Source organism: Brenneria roseae subsp. roseae (assembly GCF_003115845.1).
GTDB lineage: Bacteria > Pseudomonadota > Gammaproteobacteria > Enterobacterales > Enterobacteriaceae > Brenneria > Brenneria roseae.
The window spans coordinates 85336-103584 of sequence record NZ_KZ819027.1 but is presented as its reverse complement, the minus strand read 5'-3'; the positions used below and the strand labels follow the sequence as shown (position 1 = coordinate 103584).

General features: G+C 50.2%; 16 protein-coding genes. 5 read left to right on the top strand and 11 right to left on the bottom strand.

The annotated features are described in order from the left end of the window. Positions 1-163: 163 nt before the first annotated feature. From DDT52_RS09660 to DDT52_RS09610, 11 genes are all read right to left on the bottom strand, one after another. Entirely contained in the window at positions 164-1342 is a 1179-nt protein-coding gene (locus tag DDT52_RS09660) for an acetyl-CoA C-acetyltransferase (RefSeq protein ID WP_136156161.1), read from the bottom strand. Positions 1343-1490: 148 nt separating this feature from the next. Next, entirely contained in the window at positions 1491-2477 is a 987-nt protein-coding gene (locus DDT52_RS09655; RefSeq protein WP_136156160.1) for a SphA family protein, read from the bottom strand. Further along, positions 2474-3829: an MFS transporter gene (locus DDT52_RS09650; protein WP_136156159.1), complete on the bottom strand. Its 1356-nt coding sequence runs from the start codon at positions 3827-3829 to the stop codon at positions 2474-2476. Before DDT52_RS09650 ends, DDT52_RS09655 begins: the two co-directional genes overlap by 4 nt. 49 nt (positions 3830-3878) lie before the next feature. Continuing rightward, positions 3879-4523 carry a 3-oxoacid CoA-transferase subunit B gene (locus DDT52_RS09645; RefSeq protein WP_109052710.1) on the bottom strand — a complete coding sequence of 215 codons (645 nt, stop codon included), beginning with the start codon at positions 4521-4523 and terminating at the stop codon, positions 3879-3881. Then, positions 4520-5185 (bottom strand): CoA transferase subunit A, encoded by a 666-nt coding sequence (locus DDT52_RS09640; RefSeq protein ID WP_425591543.1) that lies wholly within the window; start codon positions 5183-5185, stop codon positions 4520-4522. Before DDT52_RS09640 ends, DDT52_RS09645 begins: the two co-directional genes overlap by 4 nt. Before the next feature lie 2 nt (positions 5186-5187). Next, positions 5188-6357 carry a thiolase family protein gene (locus DDT52_RS09635; RefSeq protein ID WP_136156157.1) on the bottom strand — a complete coding sequence of 390 codons (1170 nt, stop codon included), beginning with the start codon at positions 6355-6357 and terminating at the stop codon, positions 5188-5190. 35 nt (positions 6358-6392) lie between these two features. After that, on the bottom strand, positions 6393-7232 hold the full coding sequence (locus DDT52_RS09630) for a beta-keto acid cleavage family enzyme (RefSeq protein ID WP_136156156.1): 840 nt from the start codon (positions 7230-7232) through the stop codon (positions 6393-6395). A 197-nt stretch (positions 7233-7429) separates the two neighbouring features. Further along, the gene (locus tag DDT52_RS09625; protein ID WP_136156155.1) at positions 7430-8425 is read right to left on the bottom strand and encodes an enoyl-CoA hydratase/isomerase family protein; all 996 of its coding nucleotides are present in this window, start codon (positions 8423-8425) and stop codon (positions 7430-7432) included. Between the two features lie 609 nt (positions 8426-9034). Beyond that, positions 9035-9943 carry a LysR family transcriptional regulator gene (locus DDT52_RS09620; protein WP_136156154.1) on the bottom strand — a complete coding sequence of 303 codons (909 nt, stop codon included), beginning with the start codon at positions 9941-9943 and terminating at the stop codon, positions 9035-9037. A 413-nt stretch (positions 9944-10356) separates the two neighbouring features. After that, positions 10357-10836 carry a FidL gene (locus tag DDT52_RS09615; protein WP_136156153.1) on the bottom strand — a complete coding sequence of 160 codons (480 nt, stop codon included), beginning with the start codon at positions 10834-10836 and terminating at the stop codon, positions 10357-10359. Further along, positions 10823-11572: a winged helix-turn-helix domain-containing protein gene (locus DDT52_RS09610; RefSeq protein ID WP_136156152.1), complete on the bottom strand. Its 750-nt coding sequence runs from the start codon at positions 11570-11572 to the stop codon at positions 10823-10825. The genes DDT52_RS09615 and DDT52_RS09610 overlap by 14 nt, the downstream gene beginning before the upstream one ends. A gap of 829 nt (positions 11573-12401) precedes the next feature. On the opposite strand from DDT52_RS09610, the gene DDT52_RS09605 reads away from it, so the two are divergent. From DDT52_RS09605 to DDT52_RS09585, 5 genes are all read left to right on the top strand, one after another. Beyond that, the gene (locus tag DDT52_RS09605; protein ID WP_136156151.1) at positions 12402-12950 is read left to right on the top strand and encodes a fimbrial protein; all 549 of its coding nucleotides are present in this window, start codon (positions 12402-12404) and stop codon (positions 12948-12950) included. A gap of 233 nt (positions 12951-13183) precedes the next feature. Then, positions 13184-15694 carry a fimbria/pilus outer membrane usher protein gene (locus DDT52_RS09600; protein WP_136156150.1) on the top strand — a complete coding sequence of 837 codons (2511 nt, stop codon included), beginning with the start codon at positions 13184-13186 and terminating at the stop codon, positions 15692-15694. Between the two features lie 26 nt (positions 15695-15720). Continuing rightward, complete coding sequence (locus DDT52_RS09595; RefSeq protein ID WP_136156149.1) at positions 15721-16470, top strand: fimbrial biogenesis chaperone; 750 nt, start codon at positions 15721-15723, stop codon at positions 16468-16470. Positions 16471-16504: 34 nt separating this feature from the next. Further along, a complete protein-coding gene (locus DDT52_RS09590) occupies positions 16505-17542 on the top strand; it encodes a hypothetical protein (RefSeq protein ID WP_136156148.1) in 1038 nt (345 codons plus the stop codon). 121 nt (positions 17543-17663) lie between these two features. Continuing rightward, a complete protein-coding gene (locus tag DDT52_RS09585) occupies positions 17664-18209 on the top strand; it encodes a fimbrial protein (protein ID WP_136156147.1) in 546 nt (181 codons plus the stop codon). The last annotated feature ends 40 nt before the right edge of the window (positions 18210-18249 follow it).

The following is an 18249-nucleotide window of genomic DNA, read 5'->3' as shown; positions in this document are numbered from 1 at the left end:
TGATTTCTCAACCCTTTATCTTTACTCATCCAAATAGCCACATTTGATTTTTAATATCAGTGACATAAACAACGAAACTCTTTACCTCGCGCCTATTTATATTTACCCGGCGTTATTCCTGACTTTATTTTTTCGAATGATTTGCGATTTCCATACATTGCGTTCAAAGGCGCTCCACTATCATCGCCACCCCCTGCCCGCCGCCGACACAAAGCGTCGCCAGCCCCAGCGTTTTATCCTGTGCAGCCAATGCATGTAATAGCGTCACCAGGATACGGGCGCCGGACGCGCCGATCGGGTGACCCAGCGCAATGGCGCCGCCGTTAATATTGGTTTTATCCATATCCAGCTTCAGCTCATGACCGACGGCGACAAACTGGGCGGCAAAGGCCTCGTTGGCTTCCACCAGATCAAGATCGCCGACCGTTAACCCCGCCCGATGCAACGCCATCCGGGTTGCCGGCACCGGACCCAGCCCCATCACGGCGGGATCGACGCCGCTGACGGCATAGCTGCGGATCCGCGCCAGCGGTTTAATACCATGCTGTTTGGCCCACGACTCGCTCATCACGACCAGCGCGGCCGCGCCATCGTTAATCCCCGATGCATTGCCCGCCGTTACGGAACCTTCGGGATCAAAGGCCGGCGACAGTTTTGCCAGACTTTCCGCCGAGGTATTCGCCCGCAGGTGCTCATCAACCGCAAACACCGTGTCGCCTTTCTTGCTTTTCAGCGTTACCGGAATGATTTCCTGCTGAAATGCGCCACGCTCAATCGCCGCCGCCGCCCGGCGCTGGGAAAGCAGCGCCACTTCATCCTGCTCCTGACGGCTGACCTGACAGCGTTTCGCCACATTTTCCGCCGTGACCCCCATGTGATAACGGTTGATGGCGCAGAACAGACCGTCATTGACCATGCTGTCGGTGACCGATTGATCCCCCATCCGATACCCCCAGCGCACCTGATTAAGCAGGTAGGGCGCCGCCGACATGTTTTCCATGCCGCCCGCCAGCACCGCATCCGCGTTACCGGCGGCAATGCTTTGCGCGGCGAGGATCACGCTTTGCAGTCCGGAGCCACAGACCATATTGACGCTGGTGGCCGGCGTGGTATCCGGCAGACCGGCTTGCAGCAGCGCCTGACGGGCGGGGTTTTGTCCCAGCCCGGCCTGAAGCACGTTACCAAAAATCACCTCGTCGATGGCTGAGGGTTCAAGTCCCGCCCGACGAACCGCCGCATCCATCACCAGGGCGCCCAACTGTGGCGCGCTGAAGGTGCTCAGGCTGCCGCCAAATTTGCCAATGGCCGTCCGTGCGGCGCTGGCGATAACAAGTGATGTCATAAATGCCTCGTTATAATAGAGATACTCTTCACACTGAATTTGATTTGGCATCAGGCCGAATTAATTCACGAATAACAAACCGACAGATAGCGTTATTTATGTTTTCCTGAAGTTAAAAATTCGCCGCCAATATTAAACACGCCAATATTCAGTGAAAGTTAATTAATGGCATACTGAATCCGAGGTGAAGGAATGATACATCGGCGTCATTCTTTGCCCGTAGCGAGAATAACATCCGCGCATTTATCGAGAACGCGCCAAAATCATAGGCCAATAAAGGCCCTGCCAGCACATGCTCCATTTTATTTCCTTCACCATAAAAACCCGGAACTGCGGGCACCGCTTTCCCATTAATTTTATCGTCGGTGATTTGCCTGGTATAATTTCCAATTAATCCCAAGGTAAAATTATTAATGCTTTTGGCGACGGTCATATCCAGATAATAGGTCATGCCTGAACGGTAATCGGTTGTCTTATTGGTGGTATTAAAATCCAGCAAATTATTAACCGTAATATTCCAGCCATCAGCCAGATAAGTTAATGCCAGACTCGGCTCCACCGTCCAATAATCATTGCCGATGGCCGTGGACGCTTTCACATTACGCCTGGCGGACGCATCGTAGTCGTAGCGGAATTTCCCATTATCGGCATAGAGGGTCAGCCCGGTTGCCAAATAGTATCCGCCGCCCAAATTCCATGACAGGATAGCCGGCGTGATAGCGGTATTAACCATGCCGCTGCTACGCACGACATCACTGCCGTTTTCATCGCTGACCCGGGTCCGCGCCCATTTATACGGTTGCGCAATGGCCGCGGCATAGCGCGCGCCCAGCACTTCCCAACCCGGCACCCAAGTCAGCGCCACGACGGAACTGACGTTTGACGCCTTAATGCGTTGTCCGGTCGGCGTCCTGGCCGTTTTGCCCTGCTCATTTTTCAGCTTTCCCCCTTCAGACGCGACATCCGCCATCAAATACCATCCCGGCGGCGGCAATGCTCCGGCGGCATTGCCCGTCGTCGCGCCGGGTTGCAGAGGGCTGATGCCCTCCGCGGCAATGGCGTGGCCGGCTGTCACAGAGAGATAAAGCGCCATTGCACGAACCATATGCCTGGATATTGATTTAATTTGAGTCATTCCTCGCTCCCGGTTCCTTCAGTGCCCACGCTGACATCGACGGGCGTCACATTGGTCATCAAGATCAACAGAAATGCGACGGCGCCGACCCCCACCAGCAGCAGATAAGCGCCGGTATAGCCGCCCAGATACGCCAGGCCGAAAGCCAAAATGGAAAAGGCGAAACAGCGCACTACGGATTGAATCGGATGCACAATGCCGATGGCGCGAACGTAAAGGCGACGGGGAAATTTGGTGGCAATCAGCGCCGTGCTTAAGTTAGTGGCACCCGGCAGGCTGAAGCCAATCATCAGCAGGGAGATCCACAACATCACGGCATGGTGGGCGAACAGGTTAATCACCACGGCCACCATCCACCAGAGGGTATAAACCAGCAGCGCCCGCTTGACCCCAATGCGGTGATTGAGCCAGCCCCAGCCGTATGCGCCCAGCGTGCCGAACAACGCTGACATGGTCATATAGAAGATGGCGGTGTTTAACTCATAGCCCATCTCCATCAGCCGGGGAACGATCTGGCTGACGACCCCTACCAGCATGATATAAATGGCGCCGGTGGAGATCCCCATGAACCAGACATCGCGCATGCGCAGCAATTGTCTGACGCCGAGCGGACAAACATAGCTGTCATGCTCACGCACCCGCGCCCCCAGTTCAGCGGCGGTGAGCGGTTCGTTATCCGGAGCAAGCCCGACATCCTCAGGTTTATTGGCGATGAACAGCAGCACCAGCACGGCCATGATGAACATCATGACCGAGATACCCCAGAAGCCATGAATGATCCCCAGCCAAACGAACAGCGCCGCCAACGTGGGAACGAAAAAGGCGCTGGAGAACGTCTGCCCCACCGTACACCATCCTAACGCCAGCCCTGCTTTGCGCACGAACCAGCTGGTCATGATGGCGGTGCCGCCGACATAGGCAAACCCGGTGCCGAAGAAACAGACGCCCGCGAACAGCAGTGCGAATCCGGTCAGCGAGCCGCAATATCCCAGCAGGCCGAAGCATAGCCCGCAGGCCACAAGACAGAAAACGATGTTGAACTTGGCGCCTTTCTTCTCGCACAGCCAGGCGCAAGCCGGACCGGCGGGAATCGAAGCCCAGGACGCCGGCGTCGCCAATGCCAGCAGCGCGCTGTAGTCCAGATCGTAGGTCTGAGATAACGCAGGCAATATCACGTTCAAACCGTGGGTCACAGCACCCGCGGCAATCCAGAACATGATGGCCTGAAAGATGATAACGGTCCAACCGCGCGCGCCAAAACCGTTGCGATCGGCGGCGGCGGATGGCGTATCATCCTTGATAGAACACGCAGTCATTTTATTTAACGCGATATTATTTTTTTGCCCAGTCATAAAGTGTGCTCCACGGCGCGAACAGGGTAATGCGGGACCGTCGCCGTTATTAAGCCTGCATAATCGTCAACCGATCGGCGACGATCAGTTGGGGTTCGACCTGACGTTGAATATCTTCGGGCGTCAATCCTTCCAGCAGCTCGACCAATACCAATCCGTCGCGCGTGACGTCAATCACACACTGTTCGGTCACGATATGGTCGACGCAGCCCTCGCCCGTCAGCGGATAACTGCATGATTTGACTATCTTTGGCTCGCCTTTCTTGGTGCAAAGCTCCATGGTGATAATCACTTTCCGCGCGCCGTTGACCAGATCCATCGCGCCGCCCATGCCGAATACCCGGCCGGGCTGCGCCCAGTTGGCCAGATCGCCGTTCTCCGCCACCTGCAACCCGCCCAGCACCGTCGCCGCCAGTTTGCCGGCGCGCACCAGGGCGAAGGATTCGGCGCTGTCGAACGCGCAGGCGCCAGGCACCGGCACAAAACGCAGCGCGGTGGCGTTGGAGAAACCTTCCACCGCCAGCAGCCCGTCGACCAGCGGCCCCATGCCGACCAGACCGTTTTCGGTATGGAACATGACGCCGGGCGGCGCATAGTCGCTGCACAGGCTGGGGATACCGATGCCGAGATTGATGACGTCGCCGTCCGAAAAATATTGCGCGGCACGTTTGGCAATTCTGTCGCGTGCGTTCATAGCCGTTCTCCTTGCAACGTCAGGATCTTGTCCACATAGGCGCCGGGAGTGATAATGCTGTCGACGCCGAGCTCATCCACATCCACCAGCATGTCGGCATCCACCAGCGTCAGGCGGGCGGCTTTAGCGACTAATGGGTTGAAATTGCGCATGGTGCCGCGATAGGTCAGATTGCCGAGCGGATCGGCGGTCCGCGCGCGAACCAGACCGATATCCGCCTGTAGCGCCGTTTCCAGCAGATAGCGCTCGCCGTTGACCATCACCGACTGTTTGCCTTCTTCCACCATGGTGCCGATGCCGGTTTTGGTCAGCACCCCGCCCAGCCCCGAGCCGCCGCAGCGCATGCGCTCGGCCAGGCTGCCCTGCGGCACCAGCTCCAGTTCGATTTTCCCGGCGGCGACCAGCGCCACCGTTTCGGTATTGCGCCCGATGTGCGACGCAATCAGTTTGTCCACCAGTCCGTGATGGATAAGTCGGCCTATCGTGAGATCCGCGTCGCCGGAGTCGTTGGAAATCAAAGTGAAGTGCCGCGCGCCGCTGTCAATCACGCATTGAATAAGCCGGTTAGGCACGCCGTGGTTGGCAAAACCGCCGCACATTAAGGTTTGTCCGTCCCGAAACAGGCCGATAATTTCATCTGTTGAAGTAAATTTTCCCGGCATCATCATTCCCTCGTCAGCAGGACCGCAACGCCCTGACCGCCGCCGACGCAAAAGGTAATGACGGCATTGTTCAGATGACGGCGTTGCATGTCATAAACGGCTTTGGTCGCCAGAATGGCGCCGCTCCCGGCCAGCGGATGTCCCAGCGCAATCGCGCCGCCGTTCGGGTTAACCCGATCCGGATCCATGCCGATATCCCGGATACAGGCCAGCGACTGGGCGGCAAAGGCTTCATTCAGTTCCCACAGGTCAATGTCTTTAACCGTCAGGCCGGTCTGTTGCAGTAATTTGCCCGTGGCAGGCACCGGCCCCAGCCCCATATAGTTGGGGTCGACGCCGGCGGCGGCATAGCCGCGGAATACCGCCAGAATTTCCCGTCCCTGCGCTTGCGCCAGCGAGCGTTCCATCACCACCAGCGCGCCCGCGCCGTCGCTCATCGGCGAGCTATTGCCGGCGGTGACGATACCGTCGTCGCAAAAAGCAGGGCGCAGCGCAGAGAGCGCCGCCAGCGAACAGTCGGGGCGCACCGATTCATCCTGCCGCACCACGATTTCCTTTCCTTTTCTATCCGGTAATGAAACCGGCACCACCTGCTCGTCAAACCGCCCCTGCTGCCAGGCCGCCGCAGCCAGCCGGTGGCTACGCAGCGAAAACTCATCCAGTTCTCCGCGGCTCAGCTCATAGCGGCGGGCAATATTTTCGGCCGTGATCCCCATGGAAGGATTGCCCAGCCGATCCGGCGAGGTATGAATATCCACCCAGCGCGGCGGCTGCACCGAATACGCCGTTTCCGTTTTTTCCATCGACCAGGTACGCCTGGAATCGCTTTCCACGCCGCCAACGACCACGGTTTTGGCGAAACCCGCCATAATCTGAATCGCGCCATAGGCCAGCGCATTAAGCGACGCGGCGCACTGACGATCGAGCGTGATGCCCGGCACCGAAATGGGCAGCCCCGCTTCCAGCGCCACCATCCGCCCCATATTGTTGATTTCGTTGTTCATTAAATTGGCGAAGATAACGTCATCAATACTCTCTGGGGCTATTCCGGCCCGGCGTACCGCCTCTTTCACCGCCAGCGCCCCCAGCTTATGCGCCGGAACCGGCGCCAATACGCCGCGGCACCTGCCGATCGGCGTGCGAGCCGCCGAAACAATGACTGCTTCTTTCATAATTCTTTTCCCGATGTAACCGCATAAAGGGATAACTACAGAGGACGAATCCCCAATATTTTTCTGGCGCTGGCAGGCGTCGCCACCTGCTTGCCCGCCAGGCGAATGGCCTGTGCCGCGCGCTCCACCAACTGTGGATTGGTGGCTTTCACGCCCTTGCTGAAATAGACGTTGTCTTCCAGCCCTACCCGCACGTGTCCGCCCAGCGCCAGGGTGGCAAACAGAATCGGCAGATGGTGCTTGCCGACGCCAAACGCCGACCAGGTGGCATCCGCCGGAATATGTGAAACCAGATAGTTAAGGTTCTCTACCGTGGCGGGCATCCCCCCCGGCACGCCGAGACAGAATTGATAATGGAGCGGCGACTGCAGCTTGCCCTGCTCGACAAAATAGCCGGCAACGCCCAACATGCCGCTGTCGAAGATTTCCACTTCCGGCTTGATCGACCGTTCCGTGAGGATTTCACCCAGCTTTCCCAGGAACTGCGGAGAATTGATAAACACGCCGCCGGGCATCCAGTTAAACGACCCGGCATCCCAGGAGGCCATTTCGATCCCGTCAAGCGTGGAAACGTGCGCCATACGCTGCGCGTCGCTGGCGCGATGATCGCCGGACGTGGTGCAGTTGATAATCACATCGCAGTCACGGTAGTCGCGCAGCAGACGGATAGTCTGGGCAAACTTCTCGCGGTCCATGGTGCCCATGCCTTCATCGTCACGCATATGAAGGTGCACGATGGCGGCGCCCTGCTGCCAGCAACGGTAGGCATCCGCCGCGATTTCTTCTGGCGTCAGAGGAATATTTTCATTGATATCTTTTGGTGTTACCGCGCCGGTCAGCGCGGCGGAAATAATAATGTCGTTGCCTGTGTTCATGGATCTTCCCCGCTCACAGTTTTTATTTTATAAAAATCAATATCTTACATATTCACGCCTGCTATTGTGGCGCGGTTCCTGACGACGGGCGATGCGCTATGCCGTCGTCAAGTCCGGCGACCGTATGAACGGCCGCCGTTGACCGAATGGCGATGACGCTCAGGTGCATAGGGTCAGTCAAAGCCAGCAGCAGGCCCTTACTTGATTTCGTCTTCTTCCTGCCCGCCGCCGATCCTTGGACGAATAACCTTGCCTTTCTTTTCGGCAGCCTTGACCAGCTCGGCCTCTTCGTGGGCCAACATCCAGTAGTTGGCTTCGTGCGGAGAGTGCTCGGTGGCGGTCACAAACATTTCGGTAGCGAAGGCGTTGCGCAGTTCGTTGGCGATGTCTTCCTTCCAGGCTTTACGCAGTTGCTGCGTGGTGATGCGGCGGGTAACGCGGGTGCCGGTGCGCATAATCAATTCGGCAATTTCCCAGGCGCGGTCATAGGCCGCTTCCGTATCGGGGCAGATTTCGTTGACCATGCCGAGGGCAAGCGCCTTGCGCGCGGTAATGATTTCGCCGGTCAGTTCAGCGTAGGCATAGCGCTTACGGCCCATCAGCTCGCGCCAGGCGATTTGAATACCGTCGCCGGGCACCATGTTGGTGCGGAAGTGCATCTCCGTAGTCCATGCGTCTTCGGTACACAGGGTAAGGTCGCTGAACAGCACCAGGTCGGTATGGAAAGCCGCGCCGTTCCAGACGCCAATGGTGGGAACCTCTACATCAAAGACCTGGCCTTCAATGTCGTTGGTGCCGTCATAGTACTGATATTCATACATTTTCCATGCTTCGTCCGGCGCCGAAGAGAACTCGGTGGCCGGAAGCCAGTTACCGTTTTCATCCAGCCGGCCGATGCCTTTCATAAAATCCTTACCGGTGCCGCCAAGAATAATGATCTCGTTGTCCGGGTCCCTGCCGGCCCAATCAAAGAAGTAGTGAAGCGCCTGATGCGCCGGCGCGCCCCATTGCAAACTATCGCCGTTGGTATGGAGTCGGGCTTCAAGAATTCCGTTCTTCCGCTTCATGGTGAAGCAGTGTTTGAGCTTTTCTGAATATTCTTCAAAAGGCATATGGGGAATCGTTCCCAATTCCTTATGTGACATTTCTTTACGCTTGTCGTGATCAGACTCATAATTGGCTTTAATCACCATGAGTTACTCCTTTATATTTCTTTATTTGAATTCATTGGCATTTATTGGAAGAGATGCCGTTTTATATGATGTAATTCACATTTTTATTCCGGCACTTCCGGGGCAATAAAAACGTATCATCGCCCCCCGAACAGGAGAAATTCTTTTTATTAACACGGCTATGCATTTTTAGCATAGCCATTTATAAAATCATGATGGAAATATTATATTTCACTTTAAAAACAACAAGATATATATTTTTTAAACCGGAAATTAATAATATTAAAACCCAAAATTGACGGTGGCTGATGAGATATTAATGGGATGTATATCACATTTGATTATTTCCTCTTAGCTCTTCCCATATCATCCGAAAATTGAATTAGATATCGTTACCGATGACAACGGCGTCAACCTGAGCAAAAAAGGGTTTAATGCGATAAACCGGGTTGTTTCCCGGTTATGCAATCGCCAGCGTCTGCTTCAGGAATTTTTTCTCAGGGAAAATTGATTAACAACCCACTATATTTCGAAAAAACACATGAAAATCTTAAATAATATTATTTATTCTTGAGAAAGGTGTGGAGAAAGGCCAATGTACCTGTAAGGTGGAAGGAGGCAGACTTACATTCATGACTGCAATTCCCTGGTATTGAGGAAACTTTTAAATTCGTTTAAAAACATAGCAATACAAGGGTTTGTATTTTTATCATCCCATACCAGCTCCAGATTAAACCAGTAGTCATCTTCTATCACTTCCAGTAACACGCTATTGCTACCCAATAAATACCCCCGATGCTTCGGCATGAGTAACGCCACCCGATCCCTGAACTCAAGATTAAAACAACAGGTTTTCAGGTTGGGGTATTCTTTATCCAGTGTAAAAGGAATGTGGTAGCAATCGAAAAATCGAGTGCTGTATTCTTCAGATAACAAAAACTCACGAGGATCCACGCGAATAATGGGCCACTCGCTGACTTCCCTTAACGACACTCGCTCTCGCCCAGCCAATGGATGATTCTTGTTCACCGCCACACACAGCGGATCGGTCTGAAACGATAGAGCACAGAATTTTTTATTCTCCAGAAAATTAGGCCGAATCAAAAAACCCAAATCGCAGCTATGATCCTCCAAAAAAAGTAATGCTTCATCCAGTTCACTATCACGGCACTCAACAACAATATCGGCATTCTCCTGTCGGAATTGTGTTAAGAATTTTATCAAAATATATTGAATAGCCTCTCCCAAGAACGTGATAGTCAGTCGGCGGCGACTTTTACCGGTGAACGCATTAATGACTGAGATAGATGTTTCATACTGATAGATTATTTTTCGCGCTTCTACAGAGAACAGTTTGCCGGTCGAAGTCAATTCAACGCGGTGCGTATCACGTCTGAACAATTCTACACTGAACTGTTCTTCAAGGTATTTCATATGGCGACTTAACACAGGCTGAGTTATATTCATTTTTTGTGCAGCCTTGCTAAAATTAAGTAATTCCGATAACAGGATAAATTCGTATAGAAGCTGTATTTTCATCAATTATTCTCTTCACATTTAAAAACGGCCTCAATGCATTGTTAACACTATAGCGAAATCACATCGCATTAACTGTGAAAGCTATCAAATAGCGTTTTATCAATATTCAGAAAAACCGCACACGAAAAGATTCCGCCGGGCCTACGAGAGTCAAAGAAATCGAAGATGTTCGCATCAGAACCACAAACGCGACGCCATGACACCGCTGGTTGATTGACATCAGAAACGGCTATCCGGAGAGTCGCCCCCGAAACCGGATTTTTCAGTAAAATGCGCTAAAACATGACACGCTGTGCAGGCACGCAGGACCTTATCTAAAAGCGGATGGCCCGCTTTACCAGATAGTTTCCGGTATGACTTCTGTCACAAGGTTCGGGGGAACTGAAAACAAGGCAATAACACAAGAATGTTCTCTAATCACGAATATTGCATGCCATCTTTGACTGTACGGTGCTGATCAGATAGGTATATTTTGTCAGCATTTCTATTTTTATCACATCATTCTCGCCAAGTATGGGAATAGCATTGTCCGGCGCATTGTCATTGATATTCTTATCTACCGCGATATTGCGAACAACCAAATGATACGAGCTCCAGATAGCATCAAAGCTGAAGACTCGCCGGATGGTTAGCGGTACACCGTCTTCCCCGATGTAAATTCCATTAACCAATACCAGTGCTCTATTTTTATCATTCAGATAGAAATAGACATTATATTCTTTTCTGATGTCATTATTATTGTTTCCTTTTATCTTGATCTTGGCTTCGGCCTGACACATCAGCGTTTTTTTATATAAATTAACTTTCAGACAAAATGACATACTCAATAAAAAAGCAATAAGTAATACTATAGCGATGAAAACAATACGCCTTCTTACTTTAATTATTAACATATGTCACACATCCTTTACCATCTTTATTACAGGAAATCACAATCTCAGTTTTTTTATTCAGGTCTCCAGAGATATGTATGTTCTTTGACAAGAAAAACAAAACATTATCTGCACACAGACTTTCATAGTCTGTCGGAATAGGGTAATCAACGCTGTCATACAAATAGAACAGATCGCACTTTCCCTGCACATCCACACTCGAGAGATATCGATAGGGAAAAGGATTGTAATTCATCAGCAAACCCAAAATAAGGATAAACACCCCACCTAAAACAAGAAAAAACTTTGCATATTGGCGTTTATCAATCGGTTCAGATACGACGTGATAACGTATCGATAATGCTGGTTTCTCTGCGCGACGAACCGTTACCTCCGCCTCTTCCTTACTCCCAATCTCGTCTTCATTTTGATAACACTCGATACTGGTAACATTAAAAACAACACCCAATTTAGGGATCGTCACTATCGCCTCTGCAAGCTCAAACTCCCGCAATGCTTTTCTTAATAATGAGAGATAATTATTAAGGTTATTGATAGAAGGAGAAAGCGCATTCTTCTCCAATGCTTCTTTTAGTAAGACCTCACGGCTTAACGTCACCCCCGCATTCTCCATGAGTAGAAGAAATAACCGGGAAACTGGAAAACCAAGAGAGATAGCCTCATTCTCACGATCGCGCCAGGCAAGCGTTCCATCCTTTTCATTAAAAAGGATTAAATGATTAATCAAATAAATCATAAAGACTCTTCCATTACGACTAAGGTGTGACGCTATTTAAGCGTTATATAACGGTCCTGATAGCTTACCCGCCCCCTCCCTGGGCCTCGCCCCGGCGGGGCCACTGCAAGCCGCGTTCAAATCTCACCGAAGGCCAGCCGTTGGCTGCCTTCCTGCGGCTCGAATTATTTAGCTATATAAAAATAAAATTTATATAAATTACATAGATTATGGCGTCGGGAAGGATAAAAACTTACCTATTTATTGTCAAAGGATATTTTATTTATATTTAAGTTTTATATAGATAAAAACACATTTTATTATTTTTATAAAATCAAAAAATAAATAGCCGCCTATCCTTTTGGTAAAATCATAAAATTAAATAACGCATTGAATTAAAATAAATTTTCCCCATCAGGCTGAAGATTTTATTGATTCATACAATATAATTCCAAAAAATAGAAATCAGAGCTTTATTCTAAATAAACATAAATTTAAGACATATAATCTAAATAAAACCAAAATAAATAATACATTTGACCAACAAGGTGAGCGTACATACCATACCCACACATCCTGACAGTGCTGAAATGGCATCAGGGAAAAATTGATCGGTTACCAAGTCGGTCACTAAGAACGCGATAGAAGTTACATTCATTCCTTTAAATAAAGGGTGAGATACCCAGAGTGTATATTCGTGGAATAGTTACGACATGATGACGCTGGGTCGCTGCTCTCTTTTTCAAGGAAGGTAATTTTTGCCGCTGTTTTTATAATCACAGACATCTTCATTAATGTATTTTTTGAAGTTTTTTATCAACATATCGTAGATTCAAAGAGAGTATATATTATGAAATTATCAAAAATCGCCCTGACATCCATCGTCACAATGATGTGTTCTTTGGGTGCTAATGCCGCTGACTCACATAATGGTTCAGTCACATTTAAAGGGAAAATTATTGATACGCCATGTTCGGTTTCTCAGGAAGATCTGCAACAAACGGTAGAATTTGGTGAAATCAGCAAGACCGTTTTAGAAAACGGCGGTACATCTGATATTAAAGTATTTGATATTACGCTGAAGAATTGCAGTCTTGATACGGCAACAAGCGCTAAAATCGTTTTTTCAGGCGGGAGCGCTTCCGGCACGAATAACGAGTTACTGGCATTAAATGGCAGCGCATCCGGTGCAGGTATTGCCGTTGAATATTCCGGTAGCAAAATTAAATTTGATGGTATCACCCCTGCGGTTCCCGCTACACCGCTGGCAAATGGCGATAACACATTCTCATTTACCTCTTATGTTGAAAAACTTCCGGTACCGCAGGAAGGAGAGGCGGCGGCAATCATGACCGGTACTTTTGCCAGTACCGCTAATTTCGTCGTCTCTTATCAATAAATAATGGAGTTAACGGCAAGGACGCCGACGCCAGAACCCTTACCTGAACAGAGAAATAATGAAGATGATTTTTCTCAATGTCAGCGTTTTATTCTTTCGAGTGAATTCATTTGATAGGAAATGGATGCCCGAGAGTTGACTGTGCCACCGTAAGAGCGCTGCCCGACTGGTGTTTTACCATTTTTTGAATACACAATTTTCGCAGGTTTTTATTTTAAAAGCACGCGCAGACCATGAATATGACAATTATTATGTTCAAAGAAAAAATTAAACGCGCGTTATTTCACTATGGTATTTTTATTTTATCGTTGGGTACAACTTCCCCCGGTGCAACAGAGTTTAATATTAACGTACTGGATGTCGATGAACGTAACGAAATTGACCTTAGCCATTTTTCCGATCCTGAATACGTTACACCTGGGGAATACCTGCTATCGATTAAAGTCAACTCCCGGGAAATACGCCAGCAGATGGTGAGCTATCTGCCAAACGGCAATCACATCACTAAGCCAACGGCCTGCCTCCCGCCGGATATCGTAGACAAGCTGGCGCTGAAAAAAGAAGCGCGGAAAGAAATCGTGTTATGGAACGACGGAATGTGTGTCGATCTGACGCCCATTCCCGGTGTAAAAATCTCCAACCAGATTGGTATGGGAAGCCTCAACATTACTATCCCCCAGGCATGGCTGATGTATAACGACAGCAACTGGGTTCCACCGGAACAATGGGATCACGGCATTGGCGGCGCGCTGCTGGACTACAATCTGGTCGGCAACATACGCCACGATACCCATAATGGGGACGCTTCACGCTATTTAAGCAGCTACGGCACCGCCGGCTTTAATCTGGGCGCGTGGCGTTATCGCGCGGACTATCGCTATTTCCTTTATAAGTCCAACCACTCAACCCGCGATCGGTTTTCGTGGGATCAGTTTTATGCCTATCGTCCTCTGCCGACGCTATCAGCAGATTTAAAACTTGGCGAAATGTACTTCAATAGCGACCTGTTCGACAGCTATCGCTTCACCGGTATTTCAGTAGAAAACAACGAAAATATGTTGCCGCCTTCGCAACGGGGCTACGCGCCTGAAATTCGAGGTGTCGCCAAATCCAACGCAACGGTCACCGTCATGCAAAACGGCCGGATGGTCTATGAGACTACCGTTCCCGCCGGCCCGTTTGCCATTCAGGATCTGAAAAATGGCATCAGTGGGACAATGGATGTCAGGGTGACGGAAGAAGATGGCACGGTCACCACGTTCCAAACCGAGGCGGCCAGCCTGCCTTATCTAACGCGTCCGGGACACGTGCAATATAAGCTTTCCGCGGGCAGGCCGTCGGATACGGATCATCATATACAGGGGCCGGCATTTTCTGCGGCGGAAGCATCGTGGGGATTATCCAACGCCTGGTCGGTGTACGGCGGCGCCATCCTGTCCGACAATTATCAGTCCTGGTCGGCAGGGATTGGGAGAAACCTGTATCTGCTTGGCGCGCTGTCTGCCGACATTACGCAATCACATGCGACGATCCCGACAACATCCTCATCCCTGACCGGCCACTCTTTTTCCCTGAACTGGTCAAAATATTTTGACTCCATCGACAGTCAGATCAGTTTCGCTGGTTACCGTTTTTCGGAAAAGACGTACATGAGTATGTCGCAATACCTTTACACCCTGAATCATGACGACAGGTATCACAATGAGAAAGAACGCTACACCCTGACGCTCGCCAAAAACTTTGCGACGCGGGAAAAACAAACGCTGCTAAGCGGATTATCCACGTATTTGTCGTATACGCATCAAACCTACTGGAATGCCACACAGCAGGATCGTTACGGTATTTCACTGAACAAATACGTCGATATTGGCGCTTTCAAAGGCATTGCGATCAATTTTTCCGCTTACCGGACCGAATTCAATAAACGCCAGGACGATAGCCTGTATCTGAGCTTTTCCATTCCACTCGGGGAAAAAGAACGCCTGAGTTACAGCACCGGACACGATAACCGCGGAAGTAATCAGACGCTCACCTATACCAACAATGTTAACCCGGGGAGTTCCTGGAACCTGAGTACGCGTTACGACAGCCGGGAAAATATGTATCTGAGCGGTAACTACACACGCCTCGCGCCGATGGCCGATGCCAATGTGGGAATTGCCTGGCAACAGGATAGTTACACCTATCTGAGCGGTGCGCTTCGCGGTGGCGTTACCGCGACCAGACACGGCGTAGCCGCACACCCCAAAGGAAACAACGGCGGAACGCGCATCATGGTCGATACGGATGGACAGGCCGACGTACCGTTTTCCGGCAGCCAGGTGAAAACCAACCGGAACGGTCTGGCCGTTATCGCCAACACCAGCAGTTATTATGACGTTTCGACACGTATTGATGTACAGAAACTACCTGAAAATATTGAAGCAACGACCACTGTCGTTCAGGGCACGCTGACGGAAGGCGCCATTGGCTACCGCAAATTTGATGTTGTCAGCGGGGAAAAAATATTGGGGCACGTGACATTGAATAATGGCAAATTCCCGCCTTTTGCCGCACTGGTGAAAAACAGGAAAGGTCGTGATATCGCCATGATTACCGATAACGGGCAGGCCTATATAACAGGCGTATCGCCCAATGAAACCCTGAGCGTGATATGGGACGGGAAAACACAGTGCCATATTACTTTACCGGCAAACCTGAATCATCTTGAGTCGCTTCTTTTACCGTGCAAACCAGCTAATTGAACAGCAAAAATTTCGGAGAGTTATTTATGAAATCGTCCTCTTATATGCGAACGATAGGGTTATTTATCAGCAGTGTTTTTTTGCTTCCCGCAGCATATAGCGCAATTAATCTCGATCGTACCCGCGTCATTTTTAATGATGACGAACAATCGGCCACGGTGACATTAATGAATCAAAACGCAGAGAATCCCTTTCTGGCACAGGCCTGGCTGACGGATGAACATCACAATAAAATGACGGCGCCGCTGATGGTGTTGCCGCCGTTGCAACGTATTGAACCCAGAGGCTACAGCCTGATCCGTTTGGTAAAAACAGCACAGATTATCCAATTGCCAAAAGATCGTGAATCGCTCTTTTATTTGAATGTACGGGAAATTCCGCCCAAACCGGAAAAGGCCAACGTATTACAGATTGCCATTCAATCAGAAATTAAAGTATTTTTTCGCCCCCGAGGCATTACGCCAGATAAAAACGATATATGGCAGAAAAAATTAATCATCAGAAAAACGGGGAAAACGTTTACCGTAGAAAACCCGACGCCGTATTACATCACCGTAAGCAATATTTTAAAGCAGTCAAAAAATACAAATCCGAATCCGGCCAGCTTATTAGATGGAAAGGCCTTTATGCTGGCGCCACGCTCAACGAGCAGCATCAGCGTGACGGATAATACGGTCAATACTTTCTATCTGTACTACGTGAATGATTACGGCGGGCATCTGGAATTACCGTTTACCTGTACGCAAAACCATTGTCAGCCTGTTAATCAAGGATGAAACAGGGCGATCGATTCAACATCAGGAATTAGCTATGTCTTGGTTATTAATTAGTAGAAAATATCATGTCACGCCATGCGCCATACTCTTCCTGCTGGCGCTGACCTCCTTCAGCGCCAGCGCGCTGGAATGCCGACTGGGAACCGTCACCGGGCCGGTATCGGATTACGAGGATGTCGGAACGCTAAAAATTCCGGCAACCTTGCCCGTCGGCAGCCGTCTCTGGACGTCAAAAAGCTATACCCGAAATCTCGCCTGTTGGGCTTATTACACCGTGAGACCACAGGGAGAACTATCGTATTTCTATCCAAATCCTGAAGGAAAAGTCATCAGCCAGGGCATTGGAATCGGCATCATCTATAACGGAGAGGATTTAGGGATTATTACGAATGGCGGCACCACGGCATCCCGAGTCTCCACCGGACAATGGATCGCTCCGGGTCCCAGCGGCACGCTCCCCCCTAAAAATCCGACGATGTTAAACGTCACGGTACAACTCTACCTCGAAAAAACGGGAGAAATCACCGATACCACCGCCGGCGTCAACGCCCTGAAAGTTTTCCAGATCGATGGCGAGGGCGGTATCAATAATAAGCCGAACAGTAACTATGGGTTGAGCCTGTCGGGGCTTCACGGCATTGAAATCATGCAGTGTGCGGCCAATATTGTGGTGTCGCCCGACAGCTACATTGACTTCGGTACGATTAAAGCATGGGCAGGATCGGAAGCCGGCGTACTGGCACAACAGGAATTCCGTATCGATGTCTCCACCGATGGCGGCGAAGACTGTGGCAAAGGTTTCGATCTGTCCGTCAATTTCGATGCCGCTTCCCGAGGAAATACTCTCGTCGGGACGGATGGCATGGACATGAGTAATGGTTCAATGCTGAAAATAGCAGATACGCGCAACGGAAATAATGTGAAATTTAATCAATTTATTGATTTTGTTGATGGTTTAACAACCTCAAGCGGCATCGTCGAACGACGCTATGTAGCCCAGTTATATGCATCTGGTCCGGCGATAGTGGGTGATACCGAAAAAAACATCATTCTGCGATTTAATTATTATTAATTCGCCATGCCGCCTGGGATTTCGAATGATAGCAAGACGTTCTCCCCTCTCGCCCACATGCCGGCAAAGTGAAACAGGACGAACAGCGTCTATCAACAAACGATAAAGAGACCATACCGTAATGAGAAGAATTGCTTGCAACACCCTTTTGTCCATCACCGCCGGCATGATGGCTTTTATTTCAGAAACAACCGCCAGCCAGACCAAAACACCGCTCACCGATCATGATGTCACCTTCCATGTTTTGGTCGTTGATGCGCCCTGTAATGTCAGTACCGAGGCCAGGGACATTGTGGTCAATATGAACGAAGTCTCGACCCAGGACATAAAAGCCAACGGTTACGGTAGCTGGCACGACTTTACGATTAATCTAACCGATTGCAACCTTGATACATACCAAAGCGTCACCGTCAGTTTTTTAGGCCGGGAGGAATCATTGTTACCCAAACGATTGGCGCTGGACAGCCTCTCCAACGCCAGGGGCATTGCCATCGGTATTTATCATGATAATAAATTGATGGGTATAAACGACAGCACCGGCGCGATCGCCCTGCAAAGTGGGGATAACGCGATTCCATTTTCAGCCCGTATTGAAAAAATACGGGACGACCTGATTCAGGCTGGCGATTACGTCGCAACGGCGAATTTTAAATTAAGTTATCTGTAATGGTTTCAATCGATATCGTACGCAACCTGAACCGGGAGAG